This is a genomic window from Paenibacillus koleovorans NBRC 103111, from assembly GCF_004000845.1.
Classification (GTDB): domain Bacteria; phylum Bacillota; class Bacilli; order Paenibacillales; family NBRC-103111; genus Paenibacillus_AA; species Paenibacillus_AA koleovorans.
In genome coordinates this window covers 56,581-80,153 of the sequence record NZ_BIMA01000022.1, presented here as the reverse complement: position 1 = coordinate 80,153, position 23,573 = coordinate 56,581, and the positions used below count along the sequence as shown (strand labels likewise).

Below are 23,573 nucleotides of genomic sequence, written 5' to 3'. Positions count from 1 at the left end.
AAAGTTGGCTGATATGAACGAAACCTGCAACTCTTAGCTCGACAACCATGTTTTTGGGTACGCTAAAGGAACGCCTGTCAAGCGCCTTTCTTGACAGGCGGGTGGCTCCTCCCATACTAATTCCTGCTCTGACACTTGTTGTCAGAGCCCGCCTTACGGCGAGTAACGGGGTGCAGGGGGCGTGCTCCCTGCGGTTGGTTTATCGTCGTAGAGTCGGAGATCATGACTTACATTCCTTGGCACGAGGGCAAAATGGGATTTGCGCCAGCTGGCACACGGATATACGTGGATTTTCACAAGTTACATGATACGACCAGAGAAGTCACCGCTAACTAATAACGGGCATTAAGCTACTTATACAATCTTCCTTCGCTTAGCGTCAAGCCAACTACGCGGATTTCTTCTCTGCCTTGACTTTAGTACTTTGCCCCCGAGCCAAAAAATGTAATGTCATCATTCCCTTCTCCGGTGAACCCTCCACCTTTCTTTTGCGTTACCTCCTTGAGTGCTTCTTGTTAAGCTGCTTTCCGTTGTTTCTCAACTTCTTGCGCGATTGCCCACACAAAGCCTAACAATTCCCTCGCCAATGCTGTAATGATACAACCTTTCTGCTTGCCTCGATGGAGCATATTTTTATATTTGCGATGAAGTCGTTTCTGAGCTTTCCAGGATAAGTCTACGATTTCTGGACTCAACCCTTCGTGTCGTTCCCTCAGGGCTTTGCGCACCGCCGGGGAGAGTCGATAACTCCAAGCAGCCTCTACCAACACTCTTCGGATATGCGCATTCCCTGCTTTCGTTATCCCGCCTTGCCAGCGACTCGCGCCACTTGAGTTCTCTGCGGGGACTAACCCTGAATAACTCATTAACTGTTGAGGATGAGGAAACCGCCCCGCAATATCTCCTAATTCTGCCGCTATTGTGGTTGCCGTAACCGTAGCGATGCCACGGAGGCTTTGCAGCGCCCGGATCATAGTCGCTTGAGGACTGTCCTCCTTCGCTTGTTGCTCCATCTCTTGTTCGTATCGCTCTAGCCGGCTGGCCGTTTCTGCCATACATTTGCGATATTCCTGGAAGACGATATCTTCGCAAACTCGCTCAAACCGTAACGTATCCAGCCATGTTGTGAAAGGTTTGCTCCAGACTTTCAGATCCTTTGGAGGAGTGATTTGGTGGCGAAGCAAAAACTTGAGCAGTCGCTGCTTATGCCGATTCATATCTTGTACGGCATCTTCTCGAGCACGGACTAAATCACGTAACGCTTCATCCATTACAGTCGGCACGTAGATGGCTGTAAGTTCCTTCGCTCGCCATAAACTCGCTAACCGTAAGGCGTCCCGTTTATCCGTCTTAATCCGCGTCCGCTTATCTAACACAACCGGGGCTACCACACTGCACTCGACAAAGAGAGTTTGGAACCAACGTTGAAGTTCATAGCCGGTGGGCCCTGCCTCATAACATACATCCAGCCGAATCGAATCCTCTTTTCGAAGCTGCTCGACTAGTTTTCGAACCGCTTCTTTGGTGTGAGGGATGGTTCCCCAAAACCGCACGTTCTCGTCTCGGTTCTCTGTCGCGATGGCCACCGCAATTTTGTCTTTGGATACGTCTAAACCTACATATTTCGTGGTCATACTCATTACTATACCGACTCCTTTTTGATTGTAGCTCTGTTTTTGGATTTGAGGTTTGTCTACTAACCACCATTTCCAAATTCAACCTACGTGATGCAAAGAGGCGTCGGTTTCGTTCATTATAACTAATGGCAAACTATTTCAGAGATTTTGCTTGCGGTCGGCTCCGTGCGCCTCACCGCCCGGAAATGCTATGTAGTCCGAATCGGCCGAATTGGAGCGCAAAACAACAAGAAAAAACCGCTGGACTCTCATCCACCGGCCGCATTATTTCCCGCTCAACGCAATTATTTCCTGGGTAACCGCAAAATCCGCTATTTCCGCTCAGGCCGTGTCAGAAATCGTTGAATTTTCGACCGTGCCCGCTACGTCCCGAACCAATACTCGTAAAACGACTCCGCGAACCAAAACAAATACAACCCAAACCCGAATAATAGCACCCCAATGAAGGAAATCAACCTCACCATTCGCTTCGTAGGCTCCAACGGCTTCGGATTCCCATCTTCACCATCTAGCAGAAAGTAACTACTTCCCTACAAATATACACCAACGCTCGAAGTCTCGCGACCCCGATGACGCATCAACTCATAGGTTCGCACCGCATCCTGCAAAAAAGGATCGACCTCGTCCAGACCGCTCACTTCCTGGAGAAAAGCCGCCGGGCCTACTTCCGCCAAGCGCTTCATCCAGGCCGGCCCACCGGCTTCCTTGTAGTGCAACGCTGCCGCCACCACAACGGCGAACGGATGAAGCTCCTCGGCCGTGCCGCCTCTCTCCCGGATGATGGACGCCGGGGCAATGAGCCGCTCCGCGGGACCGAGCTTCCGTGCGACATCTCGCGCATTGCGGGCGATGTCGTCCTGGATCAGGACGTCCTGGAATTTCCGAACGGCCCGTTCGGAGAAAGCAACCTGCGTATCCAACGAAATGTCCAGATGCTCAGCCAAAGCCCGATTGAGCGGTCCGAGCACCTGCCGGACGAGTTGATCAATCTCGGGATCGTTTGCCGCTTCCGCATACAACCGGTAGCCTTTCCACGCCCCGAGATAAGCTACGCAGGCGCTGATGCAATTATAGGTGTAGATTTTGCGCTGCAGCAGCTCCGGAAACTTCGGTTCCGCCACCATACTGGGCAGAGCTCGTGAAGAAGGAAGCCGAACGCTATCGTAGGGCAGCTCCTCATAGGACTCGGAATCGATGTCCATACTCGTTCCGGGACGCTCAACCGTGGAGCAGAAAATCGCCGACTCCACGACGGTTGGATACCCTGCACCCGCCCCCAATCGGGATAGAGCCTCCTCCAGCTTTTGTCCCGGCCGCACCCCGTTCTCCCCCGTAATGACGAAGACCGGCTTCCTCTCCACTTCTCGCTGCTTCATGCTTCGGATAAGCGACTCCGCCACTTGCGGCAAATGCTGCTCTCCGACGGCCGTGAAGATCAAATCCGCCTCCAGTAGCATCAAAAAAGCTTCCACGGTACCGGCCATGGCCGCGCGTACCTTTTGCACCCGAACAGGAGGACAGTCCTCGCCGAAATAATGAATCGAATAACCTTCCTCCACATTCAGCTTCCGCACCAACGACTCCGACTTGTCGATAAACGACACCGATGCACCCGCACGCAGCGCAAATCGTGTCAAAAACCCCCGCCCCGTCTTGCCGGCCCCTATGATTACGATTTTCATACGATCCACCCTTTTTCCCGAAGCTGTGCGACCCCATCACGAACCAACCCCGTTAACGGATCTTCCGGCGCCAACCGGCAAATGTGCTGCAAAATGTAGTCCGTCCCGCGAGCGGGGTCCAGCCGCATCTCTTTCAATTGAAAAGCGATCGGATCCTCGGGATGCTCGTAATAAAGCGCAGCGGCAATGGAGATCGCCAAATGCCGGGGAGTCCCTCCCTGCTGCAGCACCAGCCGCGCGGAGCCGACCAACCGATCATCCGGTCCCAGCTTGCGTACAGGATCTCTAGCATTACGCTCGATGGAATCGTCGATGTTCGGGTCTTGTAATTTTTTGCGCGACGATTGCGAGAAAACCAGCTGCTCCTCGAGCGGAATACCGTATTTTTGCGCCAGTGCCGCACTTGTTTCGGAATAGACGCCATCCAGAATGTTCACGATGCCCGGATCCGTCGCCGCTGCAAAAAGCTGTTCATGACCTCGCAGAAAGCCTAAGTAGGATACGGTCCCGTTCGCGGCATTGTACGTGTAGAACTTTCGTTCCAGAAACCCGGCAAAGCCGTCCATGTACTGAACGCCTTGGATCGGAGGAGGGCTGCCTACCAGCGCTTCCTCATCCACAGGCAACTCCCAATAATCCGACATCCGACAGCATAAGGGGTCCTCCTTCAGCATCTCCGGCGTCGGGTCCACTCCGGAGCGCATGACAGCAGACTCGGCAATGCCAACCCAGCAGTCAAACGCCTCAATAGCGGCACCGGCAAGCTGTGCACGAATTGCCTGACGCAGCTCAATCGCCGGCTGCTTCCAGTTCTCACATACAACTAGGTTTACCGGACCTCGAACCGTTCCTTGCTCGTATCGAGCTTGAAACGCGCGTCCCAGTATGGCGCCAAGCGCCGCTAAATTTTTGCCCCCAACCGCCACAAAACCGATGTCGGCCTTAGCCCACTCGCGAGCAATCGCTTCCACATCCGACAGGAGAATGGCGCTTACTGATGTAACCTTACCGCTCCGACCCGGATTGCCCATAATATGAACCTCATAGGACCGACGCGCATTCAACAGCTCAACAAGCGGAAGATGCACATCCACAAAAACGGTTGAATAGCCGCTCAGTTGTAGCAGATGACCCACGAAGCCTCGGGCTATTTTGCCGGCTCCGAATACGATTGCTTTCAACGGGACTCCCTCCTAGCATCGCTCTCTTAAGCTCTTGACGTCTCGGCAAACATCGGCTCCAGGGCATGATACAGCCTCACAAAATGCTCATACTGCTTCTCGTAGCGCGCGTGTTCACCTTTATCCGGTTCAAAGCTGGCCCCCACTCGCGTCATCGCCGTTGCCGCTTCCGAAATCGAATCGTATTGCCCCGCCCCGACGGCAGCCAAGATAGCAGCCCCCAGACAGCCGGCTTCCCGAGTCTCCATCGTCTCCAGACGAACGCCCCACTGGTCGGCCTTGATCTGGTTCCATAAAGCGTTTCGGCTAGCTCCCCCGGCGACCCGAATCGCGGCAGGACGTTTGTCGATCAGATCCGTGATCGTGCGCAGCGCGAAGCCCACTCCCTCCAGCACCGCCCTAGCCATATGGCTTCGATCGTGAGAGGCGGATAACCCATAGAAGACGGCTCGCGCATCGGGATTCCACCAGGGGGAACGCTCCCCTTGCAGATAGGGCAAAAACCATAGTGACTTCGAACCTGCCGGTACCTGAGAAGCCATCTTCATGATCGCCTCGTAATCGGGCTCGCCGCAGTCGCTTTCAAACCGATCCATAAACCATTGCAGCGCATAACCTCCGGCAGAGGAAACACCGTAAAGCAGCTGCAACTCGTCATAGAAAGGGATGGCATTGATTCCGGCCGGTACCGCGGATGCCTCCTCTGCCGAAGCTGGCTTCCTCAAAAGTCCAATATGGTCGGATGTCCCGGTAATATGGATGCCTAAATCGGGTTGCCCCCCATACAATCCTAGAACAGCCGCGTTCAAGTCGTTCCAGCCGAGAATGACCGGCAACCCTGCGGGAAGTCCCACTAAAGCCGCCGTATGGCGGCTCAACAATCCGGCTGTTTGCCAAGGCTCCCCCATCGGCGGGACAAGCTGCGCATCCGCGCCAGCCCATTCGATCAGCGGAGTCGCCGGCGCTCGCTCGAGTTGATGCCCCCATCCCCGCAAGCTGGATACATCCGACATCCATTGCCCCGTCAGCTGGAAAAGGACCCATTCTTTGGGCTGAACGAGGTACCGGGCTTGCTCGAGCACCTCGGGATGATGCCGCCGAAGCCATCTAAGCTTCGGGATCGGCCATGAGGCGCCGGCCGGCAAGGTCGCACCTAGCATGCTCTGCATCTCAGTAGGTGAAAAAGCTTCCGCCAGCTCAGCCGCCTCCCGGCTCGCCCTCCTATCCATCCACGAGATCAGGCGGGTCAAGGGTTGATCATGATGATCCACAAGGAAATGCGAGCTGATCTGGGAGCTGATGGAGATCCCTTTCAACCGGGAGCACATGGCAGAATCCAGTCTAAGCCCTTGAATGGCTTGAACGACTCCTGTCCATATTTCCTCCGGACTTTGCTCCACACGGACGTGATCCTCATCGGAGTAGTGGATGCCGTATCGGCCGGATGCAGCGAGCAACTCGCGGCCTAACGTGTCGAAGATGACCGCTTTGCAAGAAGACGTCCCGATATCCAACGTTAGCAAGCAAGCTTCCGTCGTCCTCATATGAGCTCGCGGAGATCACGCTCCGTCTCGCCCAGATGCTCCAGCATCGCTTGCCGAGCGGCTTCCTTATCTTTGTTGCATACGGCATGGAGAATTCGTTTGTGCGCCTCCAATGCGCGTTTGGTCGGCTCCGGTCCTCGATAGGACAGTCTCCGGCTTTCCGTCATGTATTCATTTAATGACATTAATAATAATTCAAAGGCCGGCTGTTTCGTCGCTCGGAACAAAGCGTTATGGAACGCCACATCTGCGTCCACGTACCCTTTCTCCTTGTCCAAGTTCGCTTCCATTTCCACAATAGTCTGTTCCATCCGCTCCAGGTCGCTCGTCTCGGCGAATTGCGCTGCTAATGCAGCCGCCTCCGCCTCAACCGGTCTCCGCAGCTCCAGCACTTGTTGTACGGATACGCCTTTCCGTCGGAAGGCCAACCCAAGCGATTCACTGATCGGCTCATGGGACGGGGGTTTGATCACGATCCGTTTGCCGTGCTTTACGTCCAGCACCCCTTTGGAGACCAACAGTTGAGTCGCTTCCCGGATAACCGTCCGGCTGACGCCGAACCATTCTCCCAGCTGGTATTGGGATGGAAACGGTTGCTCCTCCCTCAGCTTCCCGTCGCAAATTGCAGTGAGAATACGTTGTGCCGTCTGTTCCGCCAACGAAGCGGCATGCAGCGGATTTTGCGCGATTCCATCGAAACCTAGATCTTGTTCCACGCGAAATTGCCTCCTATTTATTTTTTAAGTCGATGCTTGTAACTGGTATGATAAGATGATAACATCGAAAGCAGGAGGCGGTCAATTGTGAAAAAGGGACTATTGGAAGGTCAAGCTGCCGTAATTGCCGGTGCCAGTCAAGGAATCGGGGAAGAAATCGCGCGGTTGTTCGCTTCAGAGGGGGCGGAGGTCGTGCTGCTCGCTCGGAACGGAGCCACGCTCAGTCGAGTCGCAGAAGACATTCAAGCTTCCGGCGGTAAAGCTAGAGCTTATCCGATGGATGTAGCGGTCAGCGAGAACTGGAGCAAGCTTGCCGATTGGATGAAGGCCGAGGGGCTCGTCTGCCGCGCGCTTGTCAACAATGCCTACTGGCGTACGCTAGTGCCGATCGGCGAGGTGACGGACGAGGATTGGGATCGTACGATCGGGGTGTCTTTGAAGGCTTATTTCTTAGGCTCGCGCGCGATGATTCCCCTTATGCTGCAGGCTGGCGGGGGAAGTATCGTGAACATTTCCTCCATGCAGTCGCATACTCCGGAGCCGAGCTTCGGCGCCTATGCCGTGGCGAAGGGCGGGGTGGATGTGCTGTCCAAGGTAATCGCCCGCGACCACGGTCCACTGATCCGAGCGAATACGATCGTTTCAGGCGCTGTGGATACGCCGGGATTTGCAGAAGGGGACGAGGTGAAGCTGGAGCTTGGTCGCCGGTTGCCGCTGCAACGGATCGGATTCGCCATGGAAATCGCTAATGTCGCGTTGTTCTTGGCTTCTTCGCAATCTTCCTTCGTTACCGGGACGGAAATTATTGCGGATGGCGGTCGTTCGATTACATAGAAGAAAGAGACCCTGTGTGCCCACCGGCATACTCGAGGTCTCTTTTTATAGTTTCTGATAGTGATAGAAGTAGAAGCCGGAGTACTGCACCTTGATGCCTTCACCGATGAGCGCCTGATCCTTGGGATTCACGCCGAAACTAAAATCCGAGTTAGGCCCTTCACCATACTGCCCAGTCGGAATCCGCTGTCCGCTTTTATCCGTTAGCACGATTTCACCCGTCCCGCTGGTAAACGTTCCATTGTCATTCGCGAGGAAGTTGGCTAAAAACTGCCCTCCTTTGTAACCCAGATCATACGACGTCGTAAAGCTGAAGTAAATATCGTTGCCTCGATTCCAAACATCGCTTAGGATGATCTTGGTCCCATGTTGCTCTAGCAATATCACATTTGGCTCCTTCCGCTCATCCTTCCCGAAGGCAATCCATTCCGGCTGAATCCATAACTCGATCGGTATGTTTTGCTGCTGTAAGGATAAGGAGTACCCCTCGCGATGAATCACATGCTCCATGATGCCTTGGTCTGAATAATCCGCTTTATAGAATTGATAGCTGCTGAAGGCCGCGTACAAGACGACCCCGATGATAATGTACACTCGGCGCTTCACGCGGTCGCCCTCCCTTCCCAATCCACGCTATAAACTTTTGATGAGATCCCAGTACCTCTTGCTTTCCTTCACGATAGACAAGGTCCCTGCTCGGATGCGTTCGATCAATTGGGCTGCAGTAGCATGGGCGGTGTCAAAATCAGCTTGTGTGATGGTTCCCGATTCCCACGCTTCCTTCAGCTCATCTTCGTCCAGGACGAAAACTTCCCCATTGGGCAGTAAAACCAAATCCAGATACAGGTCCTCGATATAAGGGATGCCCTCTTCCGTCAACCCTTTCTCCTTGATGATGTCAAAATACCACTGCACGACCTCACCCTGCGGATTAAACGTCGTCACGACGGCATACAAGCCTTCATCCGGAAAATGCATCATCCACTCCGACCCATTTTCCACAATTCGTACCACATGCGCATTGTACTGAACCGAGAGGTCCTCTTTCACCTGCTTCAAGGTTAATAGCGTAAGATGCCCCCGGAAATCCGGCTCGTTCAAATACGTTTGCTTGTAGCCTTTCTCCAGAATCCGCGTCCAGTTGGGACGATCGGCATATTTTCGTTTCATGCGGCCGCCTCACCTCTGTTGGAGTGGATTACTTCTCTTCGGTAAACACCAAATGCAAACCAAAACCAGACCAGCGCCTTTTCCGGGTGTGGTCCATCAACGATTGGAACATTTCCTTGCTCCAGCCATTCGTGTTAGAGCCATAAATCACGGCGGTGATCTATCGAATCCCGTACAGGAACGCGGCGATGGAGGTGAAAAAAAGCCCTATCTTTGTTTTATGCCTAGTTCCTCCTTGATGGTCACTTTGATTTATGTAATCGTAAGCTTCTTGGCTACTGGAATGAGCTGTCCTCCTGAATACCGGTAGCTGACCTCAATTTCTACAGGAAATACTGGATACCCAGGTCCCATGGTCATCAAAGCCATCTTTGCCACCAGTTGATTGTTATTGATCTTATATGTCAAAATCGTGTCGCTCACGCTGAGCTCGGGACCGATGTTTTTGCCCGGCAGTTCAACCGTTTCGTTCTCCAGTCGGAGGAACCAGTTTCCGTTGGAAAGCTTGTTGATTTGGAGAGCATGCTCGACGTACTCTAGCGGATTTAGAATCCGAATGGGGTTCAGTTGATCATCCCATGTGGCTATATCTTGCAAGAGCAGACCTGTCCCATGCGCATAACGTGAAATCAACACATAGTCGGGCTTCCCGTCAGAGGTCAGATCCATATGCAGAAATGCAGGGGGTTGCTCAGGCAAAGTGTCATTCTGCAACTGAACTGCAGCACGATGAGACCCTACTTCCACAACAAAATGTTTGCTCAAGCTATCAGTAGGGTTACTCTCTTCTTGCCAATACAGATTGGCCAAGCCTTGAGTCGCAAGAAGCCTCTTAATCGGGGGAGGGACGCTGGCAGGTGCAGGGGTTAACTGTGTAGGCGAGACGTAGCTTTCTAATTGCCTTCCCGATTGAAAGATGAGGACGATGCTTACTGCCGCTGCCGCTAATATGCATATGACCGACGTTAGAATAAATCGTTTTCCCACTTTGATTCGTCTCGCTTCCTGCCCCACATGTGTCTTACTCACTTATTAATAGAACGCCTGTGTGTTCCTTGAGCCAATGCAGTTCCATGTAAAGTAGAGATAATAAACCAACTAGTATTACGGAGTCGCGCAAAAGGATCGGACGGCTAAACACTCGGATTGCGGTAATAAACAGGATTCGCGCTGCCAGCAAGGCGAGGAACAGGGACAAATAATAATGCCTGAATCCCGTATCTACAAGCCACCCAATCAAGGTAAAGAGGTAGATCCAAAACCAGCCGAAATAGTACCACATCGCAATCCTCCGGGAAATGCCGTTTTCTCGTTCCATTAACCCCCTCTAGGCTCACCTTGAGACTCCCACGGGATGATCGTGAGATCCGGCCAGGCGCTTACCCATTTGGATACTTTTTGCTCATAGATTTCTTTTGTGATTTGCGCCTTGTTCGCTCTCACGATCAATCCAAACAGATCATTCAGCCCAAAAGGAGCATAGACGATCCAATCCTTCTCTTGCAGCCGAACCCCTATAGACGTAGCTGTTGTGGGCCACGTATTGATCGCATCCTCCAGGGATTTGTAAGGCGGAATCGGATATCCGAAACGGATTTGGTACCAGAGATGCACGCGCGCTTGGTTTTTCACATCAAGCATAAGGGGCAAGTGCTTCAGCTCGTCAAACACATACTGTGAAACTCGTTTTTCCGCCTCTTCGCTCAGGTTCTTGTTGTCGTAGTAGACAAAATCAACGTCCTTGATCCCGTAGTCAAGCGGAAGGTCGCTGAGATAGTTCCAAACCGTCTGGGCAATACAGCCTGCCCCGATGTAGTAGTTCTCCAAATTCAGTTTGGATGTGAGAACCAAAACTTCGTGAATGACTTTGCTGCGGGTAAGGATTTGCGTCAGCGCCGTCATCTGGGTGACAATGTCCTTGTTGTGGGCTTGAAAAATCGGCATGATGCGGACTCCTTCTCGGGTCGTTACTAGATTCTATAGTTGATTTCGGAAAGATAATACAAAAACTATAGATAAGACACTGTTTGGATTATCTCAGGTAAGATATAGGACGAGACTAGCCAAAATTGACGAACAGGGCTGATTCCCGTAGACTTTACGTCAACGTCTCCCAAACTCCAACAACAATGTACCATGAAATCGATCACACAGAAAACACTAATTATCTTAGTCCCTTAACAAAAAAAAGCTCCCCAATCTCGCCATCGTTCACGCCGTATAACCTTCCGCATTCCTGGAATCCTTGTCGCTTGTGCCACAATTGGGGTTCGGGTTCGTTGGCTTGGGAGGAGCTGTAGTAGCGGGAGTGCCCTTGACTCGTCAGATAAGCCTCAAGCTCGCGAATCAACGCGGTTCCTACACCTTGTCGCCTATGCTCCGAACTAACAAAGATCAACCCAATACTTGAATTACCAATCATTAGTAGTTTCACTTATCTTAACAGAATGACCTATGGTCACTCAACCTAAAAAACCTCTGGAGAAGAGCGCATAATGATCGATTTCAGACTCCTATCTGGTAGAACAGTATAAATCAGGTAATCTCACGCGATAATAGCGAAATAATAAATCATGTACGATTCATCATAAGAAAGGTTAATCAACAGAATCGCTCCTAACCACTTTTCTCTGAGTTACTCTGTCCGGAACGCCACAAAAATCGTCTGCTCCTCTTTGTTATACGTCCCTATCCATTGCTGGCAATCGGCTAGCACATACCGATCCCCTAATGGTTCGACACTCCTGCTAGCTTGTTTCTCCATTCGTTGGCAGATCGTTTTCTGTTTTCCACTCTGCTTGCCCCCGTACTGGTCTCTGGAGCTATCAAACTGATATTTGATCGTTGCTCCGTTGTAATTCAAGTCTTGAATGATCGGGTCGCCTTCTTCCGTATAGCTGGTGATGCGCAGCTTTGACACCCTTTTGTGTTCAAAATCCTCCATAAATCGATCGAGCTTCTCATAATTAGCAGGACCGCCCGGCCCAAAGACTACATCCCCGTTTTCTATTGCCTTCTGAGGAGAGTAGGACTGACAGGCGGACATTACGATTAGGGTCAGGAGCAGTATGTAAAGGTAGCGTAATTTCATCCACAACACCTCGCTCGAATAGATTTGTTACGAAAAAACGACTACATGCTGAGCAAAGCCTCCCTCTACCTGCCACCCCGACGCAGATACACACTCCTCTCCTCAAACCCCATTGCCTTCCAGAACCGATACCCTTGCTCATTCCAAACCATCACTTCCACGTCCAACTCCTGATCGCCTATCGCATCCATCAACGCATCAAATGCCAGCTTGCCATACCCCAGACGCCTAACATCCCGACAAATAAAAAATTGCCTCAAGTAATAGGGCCGTCTCCCACGATTGACTAGCGTATAGCCGCGAACCTCCCCATCCTCCATGAACAAATAAGCCACATACTCCGTGTTCAGAAAGCTCGCCATTCGCACCTTTAACTCGCTCACGTTCATCGGGTTGTCGTGCTTCTCATCTTCAATCAGTTGTTTGTTCAGTTGGGCTAGTGTATCCAGATCGTCCTCAGTAGCAGCTTGTAATGTTAATTTCGACATCGACGCACATCCTGTTCCTTACGGTTTGACCGGCATTTGGAAAAATAGGTCGTTCGAATTGCTTGATCGATAAATACTTTGACAAGCCTATTATAATTCACTGAGCTGATTTTGATATATCCCACAACTCACACTCAAACGCTAGAACTGAATCTATTACTGCGAATTGACAAGCAATGTCAAATATCCTATGATAATAATTATCATTATCATACATTATAAGTATTTGAAAAAAGGCGGACGATTATGAAAAGGTACTGGGGACTCATCGTACTTGTTACGACAGTTATTTTACTTGCCATCCTTGGAACTGCTTGCAGCTCTAAGGAAGAGAAATCAGGAGCTTTGCCGGAGGTGTCGAGTACTCCAAATGCATCGGTATCGCCGTCAAAGGAACCAGTCAAGAGGACGATCACTCATACTCTCGGAAGTATTGCAGTTGCTGAGAAGGTAGAGCGAGTTGTTACATTGGAGCGCAGCTTTGCCGATCATATCGTATCTCTTGGTATTGTGCCCGTGGGGGCAGTTGTCCGGGATGGCGGAGATTTTGAGCCTTATATTGCTAATCAATTGAAGGGATCTGCCTCGGTAGGTCAAGGCACCGCTCCAAACATGGAGAAATTGCTGGGGTTAAAGCCGGAGCTTATTATCGGCACAGATAAGGAACATTCCAAAGCCTACGACACCTTAAAGCAAATCGCACCAACACTTATTATTACGAGCGATGAAATGGAGAAGGATTGGAGAGGGGTCTTCCTTAAAATCGCAGACGCAGTCAACAAACAGGAACTGGCTAAGCAGCAGTTGAAAACCTTCGATGAAAATTTACTTGCGTTAAAGGATCAACTGGCACCGATCATGAAGGGTAAAACTGTCGTTTTCTTCAAAGTGACGGATAAAGATACCCGCATTCTTGGAAATCTAAGCCCTCTAGGGAAAATCGCATACGAACAGCTGGGGTTGAAATACCCGGAAAGCCTTAAGGATGAAAGTAATGAAACAAAGATAGCAGCCGAAATTTTGCCGGAGATCAATCCGGATTATATTTTTGTCATGGATACGAACGTACCCGAGTATGTTGATCATCTGAATGAAATGCTGAAAACACCGCTGTGGAAAAGCTTAAATGCTGTGAAAGACGGTAAAGTCGTCATGGTTCCGCTTCGCGCGACTAAAACAGGCTTTGGACTTGTTATGCACAATCAATTCGTGGATACGCTCAAACGGGAGCTGCTTAAGAAGTGATCAGCCAGACTGAAGTAATGCATTCAGCAGCAACAGACAAGAAGAGAAGGATTGCGCCTTCTCTTCTTGTCTGTCTGCTCGCCGCCGCTTTTGTTCCGTGTGTGATCCTATCCGTCGCAACGGGAGCCGCCCATATTAGCACCGCCACAGTGATTGAAGCTTTCTTGCATTACAAGGCTGACTCTATTCAGCATTATACGGTATTGTCGGTAAGGCTGCCACGGGCGCTGACTGCTATATTAGCCGGCGCCTGTTTCGCTATTTCCGGTGCGATCATGCAGGGATTGACACGTAATCCACTAGCAAGTCCCAGCATTATGGGAGTGTCCGCGGGATCGAGCTTTGCAATAGTGCTTGTTTTTGCCTTTACCCCTTATCTTGCTTACCATCAGATCATCCTTGTGTCGATGCTAGGCGCAGCATGCGGGACGGTTCTTGTATACGGAGTGGGTACATTAGGGGCAATAAGCCGCTCGCAGCACTATACCAATGTCAAGCTGGCACTTGCCGGCGCCACAGTCAGCGCCCTGCTGGGAGCATTTGCCGAAGGCATCCAAATTTACTATGGCATCTCACAAAACATTATGCTTTGGTATGCAGCCGGTATATCCGGGGTCAAGTGGCTTGATGTACGCGTCATTTTACCGTGGGCAATCGGCGGCTTTGTGTCCGCTCTTGTCATCTCCAGAACGTTATCCGTACTGGCTCTTGGCGAGGAGATGGCCGTCGGCCTCGGACAGCGCATTCGGGCAACCAAATTGCTGGGTGCGCTAACCGTATTCGTCCTGACAGGTTCAGCTGTGGCTGTCGCTGGCCCGATTAGCTTTATCGGCCTGATGGTTCCCCATCTGGCACGTTTTCTCATCGGAGTCAATTATCGTTGGATTGTACCTTGTTCGGGTTTGCTTGGCGGTTTGTTGCTGCTGCTGGCTGACACTTTATCCCGCTTGGTCAACATGCCCCGCGAAACACCAGTTGGCATTATAACTGCCATGCTGGGAGTTCCCTTCTTTCTCTACTTGGCGCGCAAAGACGGGAGGGGAAATTTGTGATACGGAAGGAAAAGCAAGGAAACTTTCTTATTATCATGTTTGTGCTTGTATTGCTGCTCATCAGCGGTGTGCTAATCAGTATGAACAGCGGGTATACCCGTCTGTCGCCGCTTGATTTATTGCAGACCTTGTTGGGTCAGAAAAAAGGGGATTCATCCATCATTCTATGGAGTATTCGCATGCCCAGAATAATGATTGCTATGCTTGTCGGCGCCGGTTTGGCCGTAGCCGGAGCCATTATGCAGGGAACATCACAAAATTCACTGGCTGATCCCGGAATTTTGGGCATTAATGCCGGCGCCGGGTTAGGGGTCGTGATGTACATTACGGTCTTTTACGGTAAAATCCAACTGGCGCCGGTTCAAGCGTTGCCGATCGCAGCCTTCATCGGGGCAACATTTGCCGCCTTTATCGTGTTTACGCTGGCTCGCAAAAATCAGCGCACAACTCCGACCAGGCTGATTCTTGTCGGTATTGCCACCGGAGCGGGGATTAGTGCGGCGATGCTTTTTTTTACCTATCGTATGGATGCTTATAGCTATGATTTTGTTAAAATTTGGATGTCAGGCAGCATTTGGGGCACCAATTGGCAATACGTAAAGACTGCATTCTTTTGGATGGCAGTGCTGCTCCCGCTTGCTGTTTACAAAGGATTTCGTCTAAACCTTCTGAGCTTGGGAGACGATATCGCCGCCAGCCTTGGCCTCTCGATACAACGCGAACGGCTGGTGCTGCTGTTGCTCGCCGTGGGATTGGCCGGGTGTAGCGTCGCTCTAGCAGGCAGTATCAGTTTTGTCGGACTCATCGCGCCGCATCTCGCCCGCCGATTCGTCGGGGCGGACTACAAACGAGTGCTGCCCGCTTCCCTGTTCATTGGCGCTCTGCTCGTGCTGGCAGCCGATACCATCGGCCGTACGGTTGTACAACCGGTGGAGATTCCTGTGGGAATAGTTGTCGCCGCGCTTGGCGGACCTTATTTTTTGTATCTATTGATCAGGCAACACTAGCACTACAGCTAAATATTGGTAATCCAAAAAGAGGCTGCCACCCCCTCCACCACCAAGGGTCCATCAGCCTCTCTCCCGCCAACTGCGCCAGCTCAACTCACGCCAGCTCCATTTTTGCGAATCATCCAAACCACTCCGAACTGCATCAGCGAGCCACCGATCAGCACCCAAGCCAGCATGGACCCGGCCAAATCGGAAGCCAGCACAATGAGCATCGTAATCGAAACGACACGTCCCGCGTTCAGAAACGTTTCTCGCATCACCATCGACTCGATCCGAAGCTGCCCCTGCAAAGGAAGCTGCCCGATCATCCGGTACATGTAGGAGGTGAGCGTGTTGCCGTGCAGCGGATTGCACAACGAGTGGATCAGCATAAACCCGATGACCGTCGCCACCGACAAATCGAACAGCAGCAAAGCCGAGCCTGCCGTATACCCGATCGCCGCGCGATACACATACGTCCTCGCCCGTTCCTCCCGGGCCACGCGGGTCAATAGATAGCTCACCGTGATCGCAGCCGCCGAGAACAGCATCCCCAAATACCCAACGGCATCCTCCCGCGGAACAACCAAGAACAGCAAAATATTGGGCACGAACAGCATAATGCCTTGCAGCAGCCCCAACAGGAAAAACGCCGTCAAACAGCGGAGCCAATCGCGATTTTTGCGCAAAAGCAGCGGCATCAGGTGCAGATAGTAGCTCTTGTGAGCATTGCTCTCCGTCCGGATCCGAAAGCTAAGCGCAGCGGTCAATGCATACATAACGAAGGCGATGCCGAACACGACCACATACCCCTGCAACCCACCGATCTGCGAAAACAAAAAGGCGGCGATCACAGGCCCGGTCAAGGTGGCGGACATAAAGGCGATTGAGTTGAACCCAAGGTAGCGAATCCGGTTGCGGTCGTTGGAGACGTCGTACATCAAGGTCAAATACGCCGTCCAGTAGAACGCACCGGAAATCGAATGCATCACCGCGAACAGCATGTAATAGTCGGCGACACGCTCCTGCGTCAACACGACGAGCAAGAAAAACACCGCATACATCGCAATCCCGATCCGATAGACGACCATGCGGTCCCGCATTTTGGCGATTTTGCCGGCTACAGCGAAGAACAAAGGAGATAACGCGTACAAAATAATATAGTACATGCCGTTAATAAATAGACTTTCGGTTAGCCGCCACAAATACAGGTTCAAAAAGACGCTGGACATGGAAGCGCCGATCTGAAAACAAAAATGGACGAGCAAAGAAACTTTAGCATCTGGCGACAACCGCTTCTCGGGATCCGGAGAGCCGAATTGAAGCTGCAGGCGTTCCACGGTGCGGGCAAATAGAGACATGTGAACGGCCATTCCTTTCTTTAATCGGTCACGATGAACACGGTCCAGCTTCGAATTTTAATAGTATCGTTCTATTGTACTGCTAGACAGGCCGATGGGAAAGGACAAATTCGACAAGCAGCTTGTTGGGACTAGGAGCAGGGGGCGAGGTAAGCTATAATAGCTTTCAAGAGGAGTGGTCTGACCGAGATGAGCGAGTCTAGCGAGAACAAACGCGTGGATTGTTTGAAATGCCGCCATTTCTACGTTACTTGGGACCCCGCGTTCCCGAAAGGGTGCAAGGCTTTCGGCTTCAAAACCCAGCTCATGCCAAGTTTGACGGTATTTTCGTCTTCCGGAAAACCGTGCATGACGTTCGAACCCAAAGAGGGGAAGCGCTCTTAAGCCAAGAGCCGCTTCCCCTCTTCTTTCATCCTACTTCCTCTACCGGCTCATCCAGCACGGCAAGCTGCAATTGGCGCATCTCCGTCTTGAGCGCCGGAATGACTTCGGCATAGGCCGGATCGCCATACACATTGACCAGCTCGCGCGGGTCGCGCTCCAGGTCGATCAGCTCCCACTCCGGCTCGCGGTATTCATCGAACGATCCCGATGTACCGAGCGCCTCCGCATAGTAATAGATCAGCTTATACCGTTCCGTGCGGATCCCGTAGTGGGAGTACACGTTGTGGAATTGATCGAGGTGCATCCAATAGCGATAGTACATCGACGTCCGCCAGTCCTCAGGCACGTTGCCGTTCAGTACCGAGCGCAGGCTTCGCCCCTGCATGTCCGAGGGGATCTCCACTCCGGCATAATCCAGGAACGTCGCGGTGAAATCGATGTTCAACGCCATGGCCTCCGTCACCGAGCCGGCCGCAATCTCCTTCGGGTACTTGATGACGAACGGCATCCGCAGCGACTCTTCATACATGAAGCGTTTGTCGTACCAGCCATGATCGCCAAGAAAAAAGCCTTGATCCGACGTGTACACGACAATCGTGTTGTCCGCGATGCCTGCTTCCTCCAAATAGTCGAGTAGCCGGCCGACATTCTCGTCGATCGAGGCGACGCAGCGCAAATAGTCTTTGATATAACGCTGATACATCCAGCTCTTCTCTTCCTGCGGAGTCAATCCTGCCGGGGGAAGCGCCTTCAAATCAACGAGCACGTTCATATCGCGGTCGATGCGCATTTTTGCCTCATGAACCGCTTGAGGCTTCGTGGCGTAATCGTCGTTAAAGGTGTCCGGCTCAGGAATATCGATATCGTCGTACAGGTTCGCATACTTTGCGGATGGATGCCAAGGCCGATGCGGCGCCTTATGATGGCACATGAGCATAAACGGCCTCTCTTTGTCCCGCGTATTCAACCAATCGATGCAGAAATCGGCCGTCAGATCGGTCACATAGCCGGGGTATTGCTTATATTCGCCCATCTCGATAAAGGTCGGGTCGTGATAATCCCCTTGTCCCGGTACGACGGACCAGAAATCGAAACCGGTCGGATCCGCCAGCCCCCCATGCCCGAGATGCCACTTGCCGATAATGGCGGTCTGATAGTCGACTTGCTGCAGCAGCTTCGGATACGTCATTTGACGGCCGTCGAAATGATCATTGATCGATTTGACCCCGTTCAGATGGTTGTATTTGCCCGTCAGGATGGCAGCACGGCTCGGGGAACAGATCGAATTCGTGCAGAAGCAATTGTCGAAGCGCATCCCTTCGTTCGCGATCCTGTCGATATTAGGCGTTTCATTGATCCGGCTGCCGTAGCAGCTCATCGCGTGGGAAGCATGGTCGTCCGACATGATGAACAAAATATTCGGTTTCTTAGAAGAGCTCATCGATACTATCACCTCGCCCTCATTATATAGGCCGTCTCTTTACAAGTACCATGTACGATATTACGATTATGGGTAGATCCTCACTTTCCACTTTGTCAAGGAGATCCCGCTATGCTTGAAGTTCTCAACACTTTTCTCGATGACTATATTCCGGATTGGCATAATCGCAAAGAGCATATTCATTCCCATGTGCTAGTTCTGGTTACGGAAGGAACGCTCAAGTACCAACTGAACGATCAGGAGCTTACCGCGACGAAAGGCGATTTGCTGTTCATTCCTAGGGGGACGAGGCGCGAGGCGAAAAACGACAGCGGGACGCTGCATCAGAAATATGCGGTTACGTTTCAGGCGAACGGCCCGACCGAGCTCCCCATGCTCCGCGATGGCAAACCTCGACGAATTCGTACGCGCAGCTTCGATTATTTCAAGGAGAAATTTATGCTGCTCCACCGTCAAACGCTAGAAAAACGTTCTTACTATGAGACAATCCGCCAAGGGTTGCTGCTGGAGCTGCTGGGACTGGCATGCCGGGAGCTGGAGACGGCGCCGATCTCCCATCGCAAGCAGCAGCTGGCCAGCAAGCTGGAGCAGCATATCATCAGCCGGTACCGCGAGGCGATTTCGTTGCAGGAGCTCGCCGGTCTCATCGACCGATCACCGAACTACACGCTCACTTTGTTCAAGGAAGTCGTCGGTCAAACCCCGCTCGAGTACCAGCACCGCCTGCGCATTACGACCGCCATGGAGCTGCTGCGCAACACCCGATTTACGGTGGCGTTCATCGCCGATCATCTGGGCTATTACGATCCTTCCTACTTCTATAAAATGTTCCGCAAATATACGGGGCAATCGCCGAGTACTTACATGGGTTAATAAGGCGGCATGAAAAAACCTCCAAAGCAGTCGTGCCGACTGGCCTTGGAGGTTGCTTATTAGTAGTTAGTTAAGCGACAACCGTTTCGAGTGGATCTTCTTCGTCTCGGTTGAAGGCTTCGCGGTCGAATTCGCCCTCGGAGTTGGCGACTAGCAGCGAGGTAACGGTAGTGCCTGTTGCATTGACTGCAGTACGACCCATGTCGATAACCGATTCAACGGCAATGACGAGCCCCATCCCTTCCAGCGGCAGACCGAGCGCAGTCAATACGACAGTCGTGGAAATCGTAGCCGGTCCAGGTACACCAGCCACACCGATGGAGGAGATGATCGCGACGAACACGAGAATCAAGTAATCCGACAGTCCAAGATCCAGGTTATACACTTTGGCGACGAAGATCGCTACGATGGCCGGCCAGACGCCGCCGCAACCGTTGAAGTTCATCGTAGCGCCGAGCGGCGCTACGAAGCTCGCGATTCTCGGGGAAACTCGCAGCCGTTTCGTGATGACTTCCAGGTTCACCGGCAGTGTTGCATAACTGCTTCTTGTGGTGAAAGCGACCGCTATGGTCGGATAAGCTTTCCTGAAAAATTTAAGCGGGTTGACTTTGGCGACGAATGCCACCAAACCGCCGAATACGATTACGAAGTGAAGAATGAGCGCGACATACGAAGCCACGATAATCTTGGCAAGCGGTGATAAAGTCTCGAGTCCGTATCTGGCCGCCATTGCGCCGACTAGCGCGTATACGCCGTATGGCGTCAAGCGGATGACGTATTTCACGACTTGGTGAAGCACGTCGACGAGCGATTTGAGCAGCGTGCGGAACGGTTGAACCGCATCCGGTTTCTTCGTGCTTACATGGAGGACGGCTACCCCGACGAACAGAGCGAAGATCAACACCGGTACGACTTTGCCGGCTGACATATCCGAAATCGGATTGGACGGCGTCAGATCCAGAATGACTTGGGAGATCGTTGGAATATCTCGCGCTTTGAAGTCTTTAGGGACGTTCTGCGCGATGCCGGCGCCTGGATTGATAGCCAGTGCAACCAGAAGACCGATGATCGCGGCCACTCCGGTGGTGCCCAGGAACCACGCTATCGTTTTCACCCCGATTTTACGAAGCTGACCAAGGCTGGACAAAGACGAAATACTGTTGATGACCAGGACGACGACGAGCGGCATAACGAGCATTTTGATCAGATTGACGTAGATCGTTCCGATGGTGCTGACTGCCTTGTACTCCAGCCCGCTCTTGTTGAAAATGACCCCGGCCAAAAGCCCGAGACCCAGACCGATCATGACGCGCCATCCGAAGCTGACTCGTTTGCGAGCCAAGTAATACAGGATGCCGATCACAACAAGCGAAACCACCAGGCTAACCCAGTTCGTCTCAAAAGCCGTGAACAAATTGTTTTTCATACCCACATCTCCCTTTGTCTATTCCGATTATGTCAATCGGCAATTCTGAATAATAAGTTACTCCCTGTTCACAATTCTGTCAATATTATTTTTATTGCAGATGTTGCGTGGACAGAACGCCAAAAAAACCAATAGTATCGCTATCAGTCTTGTTTCCAACTATAAGGTTAAGAAATGCGTTTTCTTCGAAGCCAAGCCAACCATATTGCCGAGAACAAGGCGCCTGACAAACCAAGTCCCATATCTTTTTGCGAGTCGAACACATCCCCTTGCATGCCCAAATAATCGCCGCCAACGCCTTGCTCCCCCATCATCACCGCTGCGAGCATCTCGATCACCTCGAAGAACGAGCTCAGCGCAAACACGAGCACCGCCGTCAACGCATACGACCAGAACCCTCTCAGCTTAGCCGCGCGCGTCATCAGCTCATAAACCGGCAATACCCACAATAGGCCGAAGGCGAAATGGACAAATCGGTCATAATAGCTCCGCTTCAACGGGAACACCGATTTCAGCCATGCGTCGATCGGCGTGCCTTGATATGTGTAATGCGCGCCATAGGTATGCAGCAGCAAGAACAAGAAGATCAGACAGTAGGCACGGTTCGACAGTGTAAACTTGTTGTAGGTCGTTGCGAGCAGGATGATGGAGGCAATAAGCAATATATTTTCCACCAGCCAAATCTTGCGGTCCGTCGGCGAAAAGGCTGAAATAAGCCAGACAATCGCCAAAATGAGCAGCATCAGCTTCAAAGGGCGATTCATATCGAACGGCAGCGGCCGGCGAATGTCGTACATGAGGAAACCACACACCTCCATGACAAAAAATCCAAGCAGAATAGTATAGTTTCCCAATATGGCGAGCCGCTTATACGCCGCTTTGTTCCATGGCCTTGAGCAGGATTTGCAGGGAGCGGATTACGCCCGTCTGCTCTTCCGGCTTCATCCCGTTGAATATGCGCTGCAAATACGCCTGCACTTGCCGGTCGATCGACTGCACCAATGCTTCTCCTTGTTCGGTCAGCGCCAAGAGAGCCACTCGACGATCGGAGGAGGAGGGGCTCTTGCGAAGCAGCTTTTTCCGGGACAACGTCTGAATTTGCCTGCTGAACGTCGTAATATCGATGCCGAGCGTCTCTGCGATCTGCAGCATGGACGGCTCGTGCTGGCGGTCGATCTCGTATAGGATGTGGCTCTGCACGAGCGATATTTCGACGCCCCCCGTCTCGCAGGCAGTACAGCATGTTTTGTTCAGCAGGCCGAACTTGCGAATGAGCTGATGCAGAAGCGGGCGGACATCCTCTTCTTGATTATTCACCGGCGATCGGCTCCTTCTGGACCAGCTCAGCCAGCCACCGATACGAATTCAGCCGGGCTTCATGATCGTAAATTTGCGCGTTGATCATCAGCTCGTCGGCCTTGGTCTCGTTCAGAAAAGCTTGCAGCTTGCTGCGCACGGTCTCCTTGCTGCCGAGGATGGAAGCGCGGCCTTGGCGCTCCATCACTTCTTTCTCGTACGGCGTCCAGATGCCGTCCATCGAGTCGACCGGCGGCTTGAGCGGCTTGATCGTGCCGCGGATGAGGTTCAAGAACGCCTGCTGCTGCGAGGTGGCGAGTCGTTGCGCCTCCTCGTCCGTCTCCGCCACGATGACGTTGAGGCAGACGAGTGCGTACGGCTCTTGCAGCATGTCGGACGCGCGGAAGCTGCGATGGTACAGCTCCATCGCCTGCAGCGTGTAGTCCGGCGAGAAATGGCCGGCGAAGCCGAACGGCAGCCCTAGCTGCCCGGCCAGCTGCGCGCTGTAGCCGCTGGAGCCGAGCAGCCAGATCGGGACGTCGAGCCCTTCGCCGGGGAATGCGTGCACCTGCGGGTTCACGGAGCGGGCCGGGTCGAAGTAGCCGCGCAGCTCGCTTAGCAGCTCGGGGAAGTCGTCGCCGCTGCTGTGCAGGTTGCGGCGCAAGGCGCCTGCGGTGCGCTGGTCGCTGCCCGGCGCGCGGCCAAGACCGAGGTCGATGCGGCCCGGGTACATCGACTCGAGTGTGCCGAACTGCTCGGCAATAACGAGCGGCGCATGGTTCGGCAGCATGATGCCGCCGGAGCCGACGCGGATCTTCGACGTGCCGCCGGCGATGTAGCCGATGACGACCGACGTCGCCGAGCTGCCGATCGCGGCCATGTTGTGGTGCTCGGCGAGCCAGTAGCGATTGTAGCCTAAGGCTTCCACATGGCGGGCGAGATCGAGGCTGTGCCGGAATGAGCTGTTCGGCGAGCCGCCCTCCAGGATCGGCACGAGATCGAGCACGGATAGCTTGATTTCGTGAAGCGGTTTGGCTTGTTTATGGGAAAGTTCATGAGTACTCACGGGAAAGGGTCAGCTCCTCTTAAGTTGCGAAATAGTTGCAGTTTGCAACTAGTATACGGCAGTTAGTTGCAATTTGCAAGTATCCGGCGAGTGAGAG

Annotated in this window: 23 protein-coding genes; 5 read left to right on the top strand and 18 right to left on the bottom strand. The window is 52.5% G+C overall.

Annotated features, from left to right (window positions below; all coding sequences use genetic code 11):
- Positions 1 to 515: 515 nt before the first annotated feature.
- The 5 genes from PKO02S_RS10125 to PKO02S_RS10105 form a co-directional block, all read right to left on the bottom strand.
- Positions 516 to 1,640 (bottom strand): IS110 family RNA-guided transposase, encoded by a 1,125-nt coding sequence (locus PKO02S_RS10125; RefSeq protein WP_127582026.1) that lies wholly within the window; start codon positions 1,638 to 1,640, stop codon positions 516 to 518.
- A gap of 527 nt (positions 1,641 to 2,167) precedes the next feature.
- Positions 2,168 to 3,319, bottom strand: a complete 1,152-nt coding sequence (locus PKO02S_RS10120) for a mannitol dehydrogenase family protein (RefSeq protein WP_127582023.1) — start codon at positions 3,317 to 3,319, stop codon at positions 2,168 to 2,170.
- Positions 3,316 to 4,500: a mannitol dehydrogenase family protein gene (locus PKO02S_RS10115; RefSeq protein ID WP_127582020.1), complete on the bottom strand. Its 1,185-nt coding sequence runs from the start codon at positions 4,498 to 4,500 to the stop codon at positions 3,316 to 3,318. The genes PKO02S_RS10120 and PKO02S_RS10115 overlap by 4 nt, the downstream gene beginning before the upstream one ends.
- A 26-nt stretch (positions 4,501 to 4,526) precedes the next feature.
- Positions 4,527 to 6,023 (bottom strand): xylulokinase, encoded by a 1,497-nt coding sequence (locus tag PKO02S_RS10110; RefSeq protein WP_164821378.1) that lies wholly within the window; start codon positions 6,021 to 6,023, stop codon positions 4,527 to 4,529.
- Positions 6,024 to 6,040: 17 nt separating this feature from the next.
- Positions 6,041 to 6,760, bottom strand: coding sequence for a FadR/GntR family transcriptional regulator (locus PKO02S_RS10105; RefSeq protein WP_127582014.1), 720 nt, complete (start codon positions 6,758 to 6,760; stop codon positions 6,041 to 6,043).
- A gap of 87 nt (positions 6,761 to 6,847) precedes the next feature.
- Here PKO02S_RS10105 and PKO02S_RS10100 point away from each other — a divergent pair, with 87 nt between their 5' ends.
- Entirely contained in the window at positions 6,848 to 7,594 is a 747-nt protein-coding gene (locus tag PKO02S_RS10100; RefSeq protein WP_164821377.1) for an SDR family NAD(P)-dependent oxidoreductase, read from the top strand.
- A 45-nt stretch (positions 7,595 to 7,639) separates the two neighbouring features.
- On the opposite strand, the gene PKO02S_RS10095 is transcribed toward PKO02S_RS10100, so the two are convergent.
- The 7 genes from PKO02S_RS10095 to PKO02S_RS10065 all read right to left on the bottom strand — a co-directional run bounded on the left by PKO02S_RS10095 (position 7,640) and on the right by PKO02S_RS10065 (position 12,343).
- The gene (locus tag PKO02S_RS10095) at positions 7,640 to 8,200 is read right to left on the bottom strand and encodes a hypothetical protein (protein ID WP_127582008.1); all 561 of its coding nucleotides are present in this window, start codon (positions 8,198 to 8,200) and stop codon (positions 7,640 to 7,642) included.
- Positions 8,201 to 8,227: 27 nt separating this feature from the next.
- Positions 8,228 to 8,764: a ribonuclease FAU-1 family protein gene (locus PKO02S_RS10090; protein ID WP_127582005.1), complete on the bottom strand. Its 537-nt coding sequence runs from the start codon at positions 8,762 to 8,764 to the stop codon at positions 8,228 to 8,230.
- Between the two features lie 252 nt (positions 8,765 to 9,016).
- The gene (locus tag PKO02S_RS10085; protein ID WP_127582002.1) at positions 9,017 to 9,793 is read right to left on the bottom strand and encodes a hypothetical protein; all 777 of its coding nucleotides are present in this window, start codon (positions 9,791 to 9,793) and stop codon (positions 9,017 to 9,019) included.
- Between the two features lie 288 nt (positions 9,794 to 10,081).
- Positions 10,082 to 10,708, bottom strand: a complete 627-nt coding sequence (locus PKO02S_RS10080; protein WP_218033919.1) for a nucleotidyltransferase family protein — start codon at positions 10,706 to 10,708, stop codon at positions 10,082 to 10,084.
- Between the two features lie 220 nt (positions 10,709 to 10,928).
- Positions 10,929 to 11,186 carry a GNAT family N-acetyltransferase gene (locus PKO02S_RS33855; protein ID WP_127581999.1) on the bottom strand — a complete coding sequence of 86 codons (258 nt, stop codon included), beginning with the start codon at positions 11,184 to 11,186 and terminating at the stop codon, positions 10,929 to 10,931.
- A gap of 213 nt (positions 11,187 to 11,399) precedes the next feature.
- A complete protein-coding gene (locus tag PKO02S_RS10070; RefSeq protein ID WP_127581996.1) occupies positions 11,400 to 11,855 on the bottom strand; it encodes a DUF4362 domain-containing protein in 456 nt (151 codons plus the stop codon).
- 65 nt (positions 11,856 to 11,920) lie between these two features.
- The gene (locus tag PKO02S_RS10065) at positions 11,921 to 12,343 is read right to left on the bottom strand and encodes a GNAT family N-acetyltransferase (RefSeq protein ID WP_127581992.1); all 423 of its coding nucleotides are present in this window, start codon (positions 12,341 to 12,343) and stop codon (positions 11,921 to 11,923) included.
- A gap of 246 nt (positions 12,344 to 12,589) precedes the next feature.
- On the opposite strand from PKO02S_RS10065, the gene PKO02S_RS10060 reads away from it, so the two are divergent.
- Genes PKO02S_RS10060 through PKO02S_RS10050 form a run of 3 tightly spaced genes read left to right on the top strand, consistent with a single transcriptional unit; the run spans position 12,590 to position 15,647 of the window.
- On the top strand, positions 12,590 to 13,588 hold the full coding sequence (locus tag PKO02S_RS10060; protein ID WP_127581989.1) for an ABC transporter substrate-binding protein: 999 nt from the start codon (positions 12,590 to 12,592) through the stop codon (positions 13,586 to 13,588).
- Positions 13,585 to 14,640, top strand: coding sequence for a FecCD family ABC transporter permease (locus PKO02S_RS10055; protein ID WP_127581986.1), 1,056 nt, complete (start codon positions 13,585 to 13,587; stop codon positions 14,638 to 14,640). The genes PKO02S_RS10060 and PKO02S_RS10055 overlap by 4 nt, the downstream gene beginning before the upstream one ends.
- Before the next feature lie 35 nt (positions 14,641 to 14,675).
- Positions 14,676 to 15,647, top strand: a complete 972-nt coding sequence (locus PKO02S_RS10050; RefSeq protein ID WP_127582047.1) for a FecCD family ABC transporter permease — start codon at positions 14,676 to 14,678, stop codon at positions 15,645 to 15,647.
- A 92-nt stretch (positions 15,648 to 15,739) separates the two neighbouring features.
- Here the strand turns inward: PKO02S_RS10050 and PKO02S_RS10045 are convergent, their stop codons facing one another.
- Both PKO02S_RS10045 and PKO02S_RS10035 read right to left on the bottom strand, forming a co-directional pair.
- Positions 15,740 to 16,990, bottom strand: a complete 1,251-nt coding sequence (locus PKO02S_RS10045; RefSeq protein ID WP_127581983.1) for an MFS transporter — start codon at positions 16,988 to 16,990, stop codon at positions 15,740 to 15,742.
- 409 nt (positions 16,991 to 17,399) lie between these two features.
- Positions 17,400 to 18,815, bottom strand: a complete 1,416-nt coding sequence (locus PKO02S_RS10035) for a sulfatase family protein (protein WP_127581980.1) — start codon at positions 18,813 to 18,815, stop codon at positions 17,400 to 17,402.
- Positions 18,816 to 18,926: 111 nt separating this feature from the next.
- Between PKO02S_RS10035 and PKO02S_RS10030 the strand changes: the two genes are divergently transcribed.
- The gene (locus PKO02S_RS10030) at positions 18,927 to 19,688 is read left to right on the top strand and encodes an AraC family transcriptional regulator (RefSeq protein WP_127581978.1); all 762 of its coding nucleotides are present in this window, start codon (positions 18,927 to 18,929) and stop codon (positions 19,686 to 19,688) included.
- Between the two features lie 70 nt (positions 19,689 to 19,758).
- Here the strand turns inward: PKO02S_RS10030 and PKO02S_RS10025 are convergent, their stop codons facing one another.
- The 4 genes from PKO02S_RS10025 to PKO02S_RS10010 all read right to left on the bottom strand — a co-directional run bounded on the left by PKO02S_RS10025 (position 19,759) and on the right by PKO02S_RS10010 (position 23,476).
- Entirely contained in the window at positions 19,759 to 21,114 is a 1,356-nt protein-coding gene (locus PKO02S_RS10025) for a dicarboxylate/amino acid:cation symporter (protein ID WP_127581975.1), read from the bottom strand.
- Between the two features lie 167 nt (positions 21,115 to 21,281).
- The gene (locus tag PKO02S_RS10020) at positions 21,282 to 21,911 is read right to left on the bottom strand and encodes a DUF2238 domain-containing protein (RefSeq protein ID WP_246066907.1); all 630 of its coding nucleotides are present in this window, start codon (positions 21,909 to 21,911) and stop codon (positions 21,282 to 21,284) included.
- A 70-nt stretch (positions 21,912 to 21,981) separates the two neighbouring features.
- Positions 21,982 to 22,431: a MarR family winged helix-turn-helix transcriptional regulator gene (locus PKO02S_RS10015; protein ID WP_127581969.1), complete on the bottom strand. Its 450-nt coding sequence runs from the start codon at positions 22,429 to 22,431 to the stop codon at positions 21,982 to 21,984.
- Positions 22,424 to 23,476, bottom strand: coding sequence for an LLM class flavin-dependent oxidoreductase (locus tag PKO02S_RS10010; protein WP_127581966.1), 1,053 nt, complete (start codon positions 23,474 to 23,476; stop codon positions 22,424 to 22,426). Before PKO02S_RS10010 ends, PKO02S_RS10015 begins: the two co-directional genes overlap by 8 nt.
- Positions 23,477 to 23,573 lie beyond the last annotated feature (97 nt).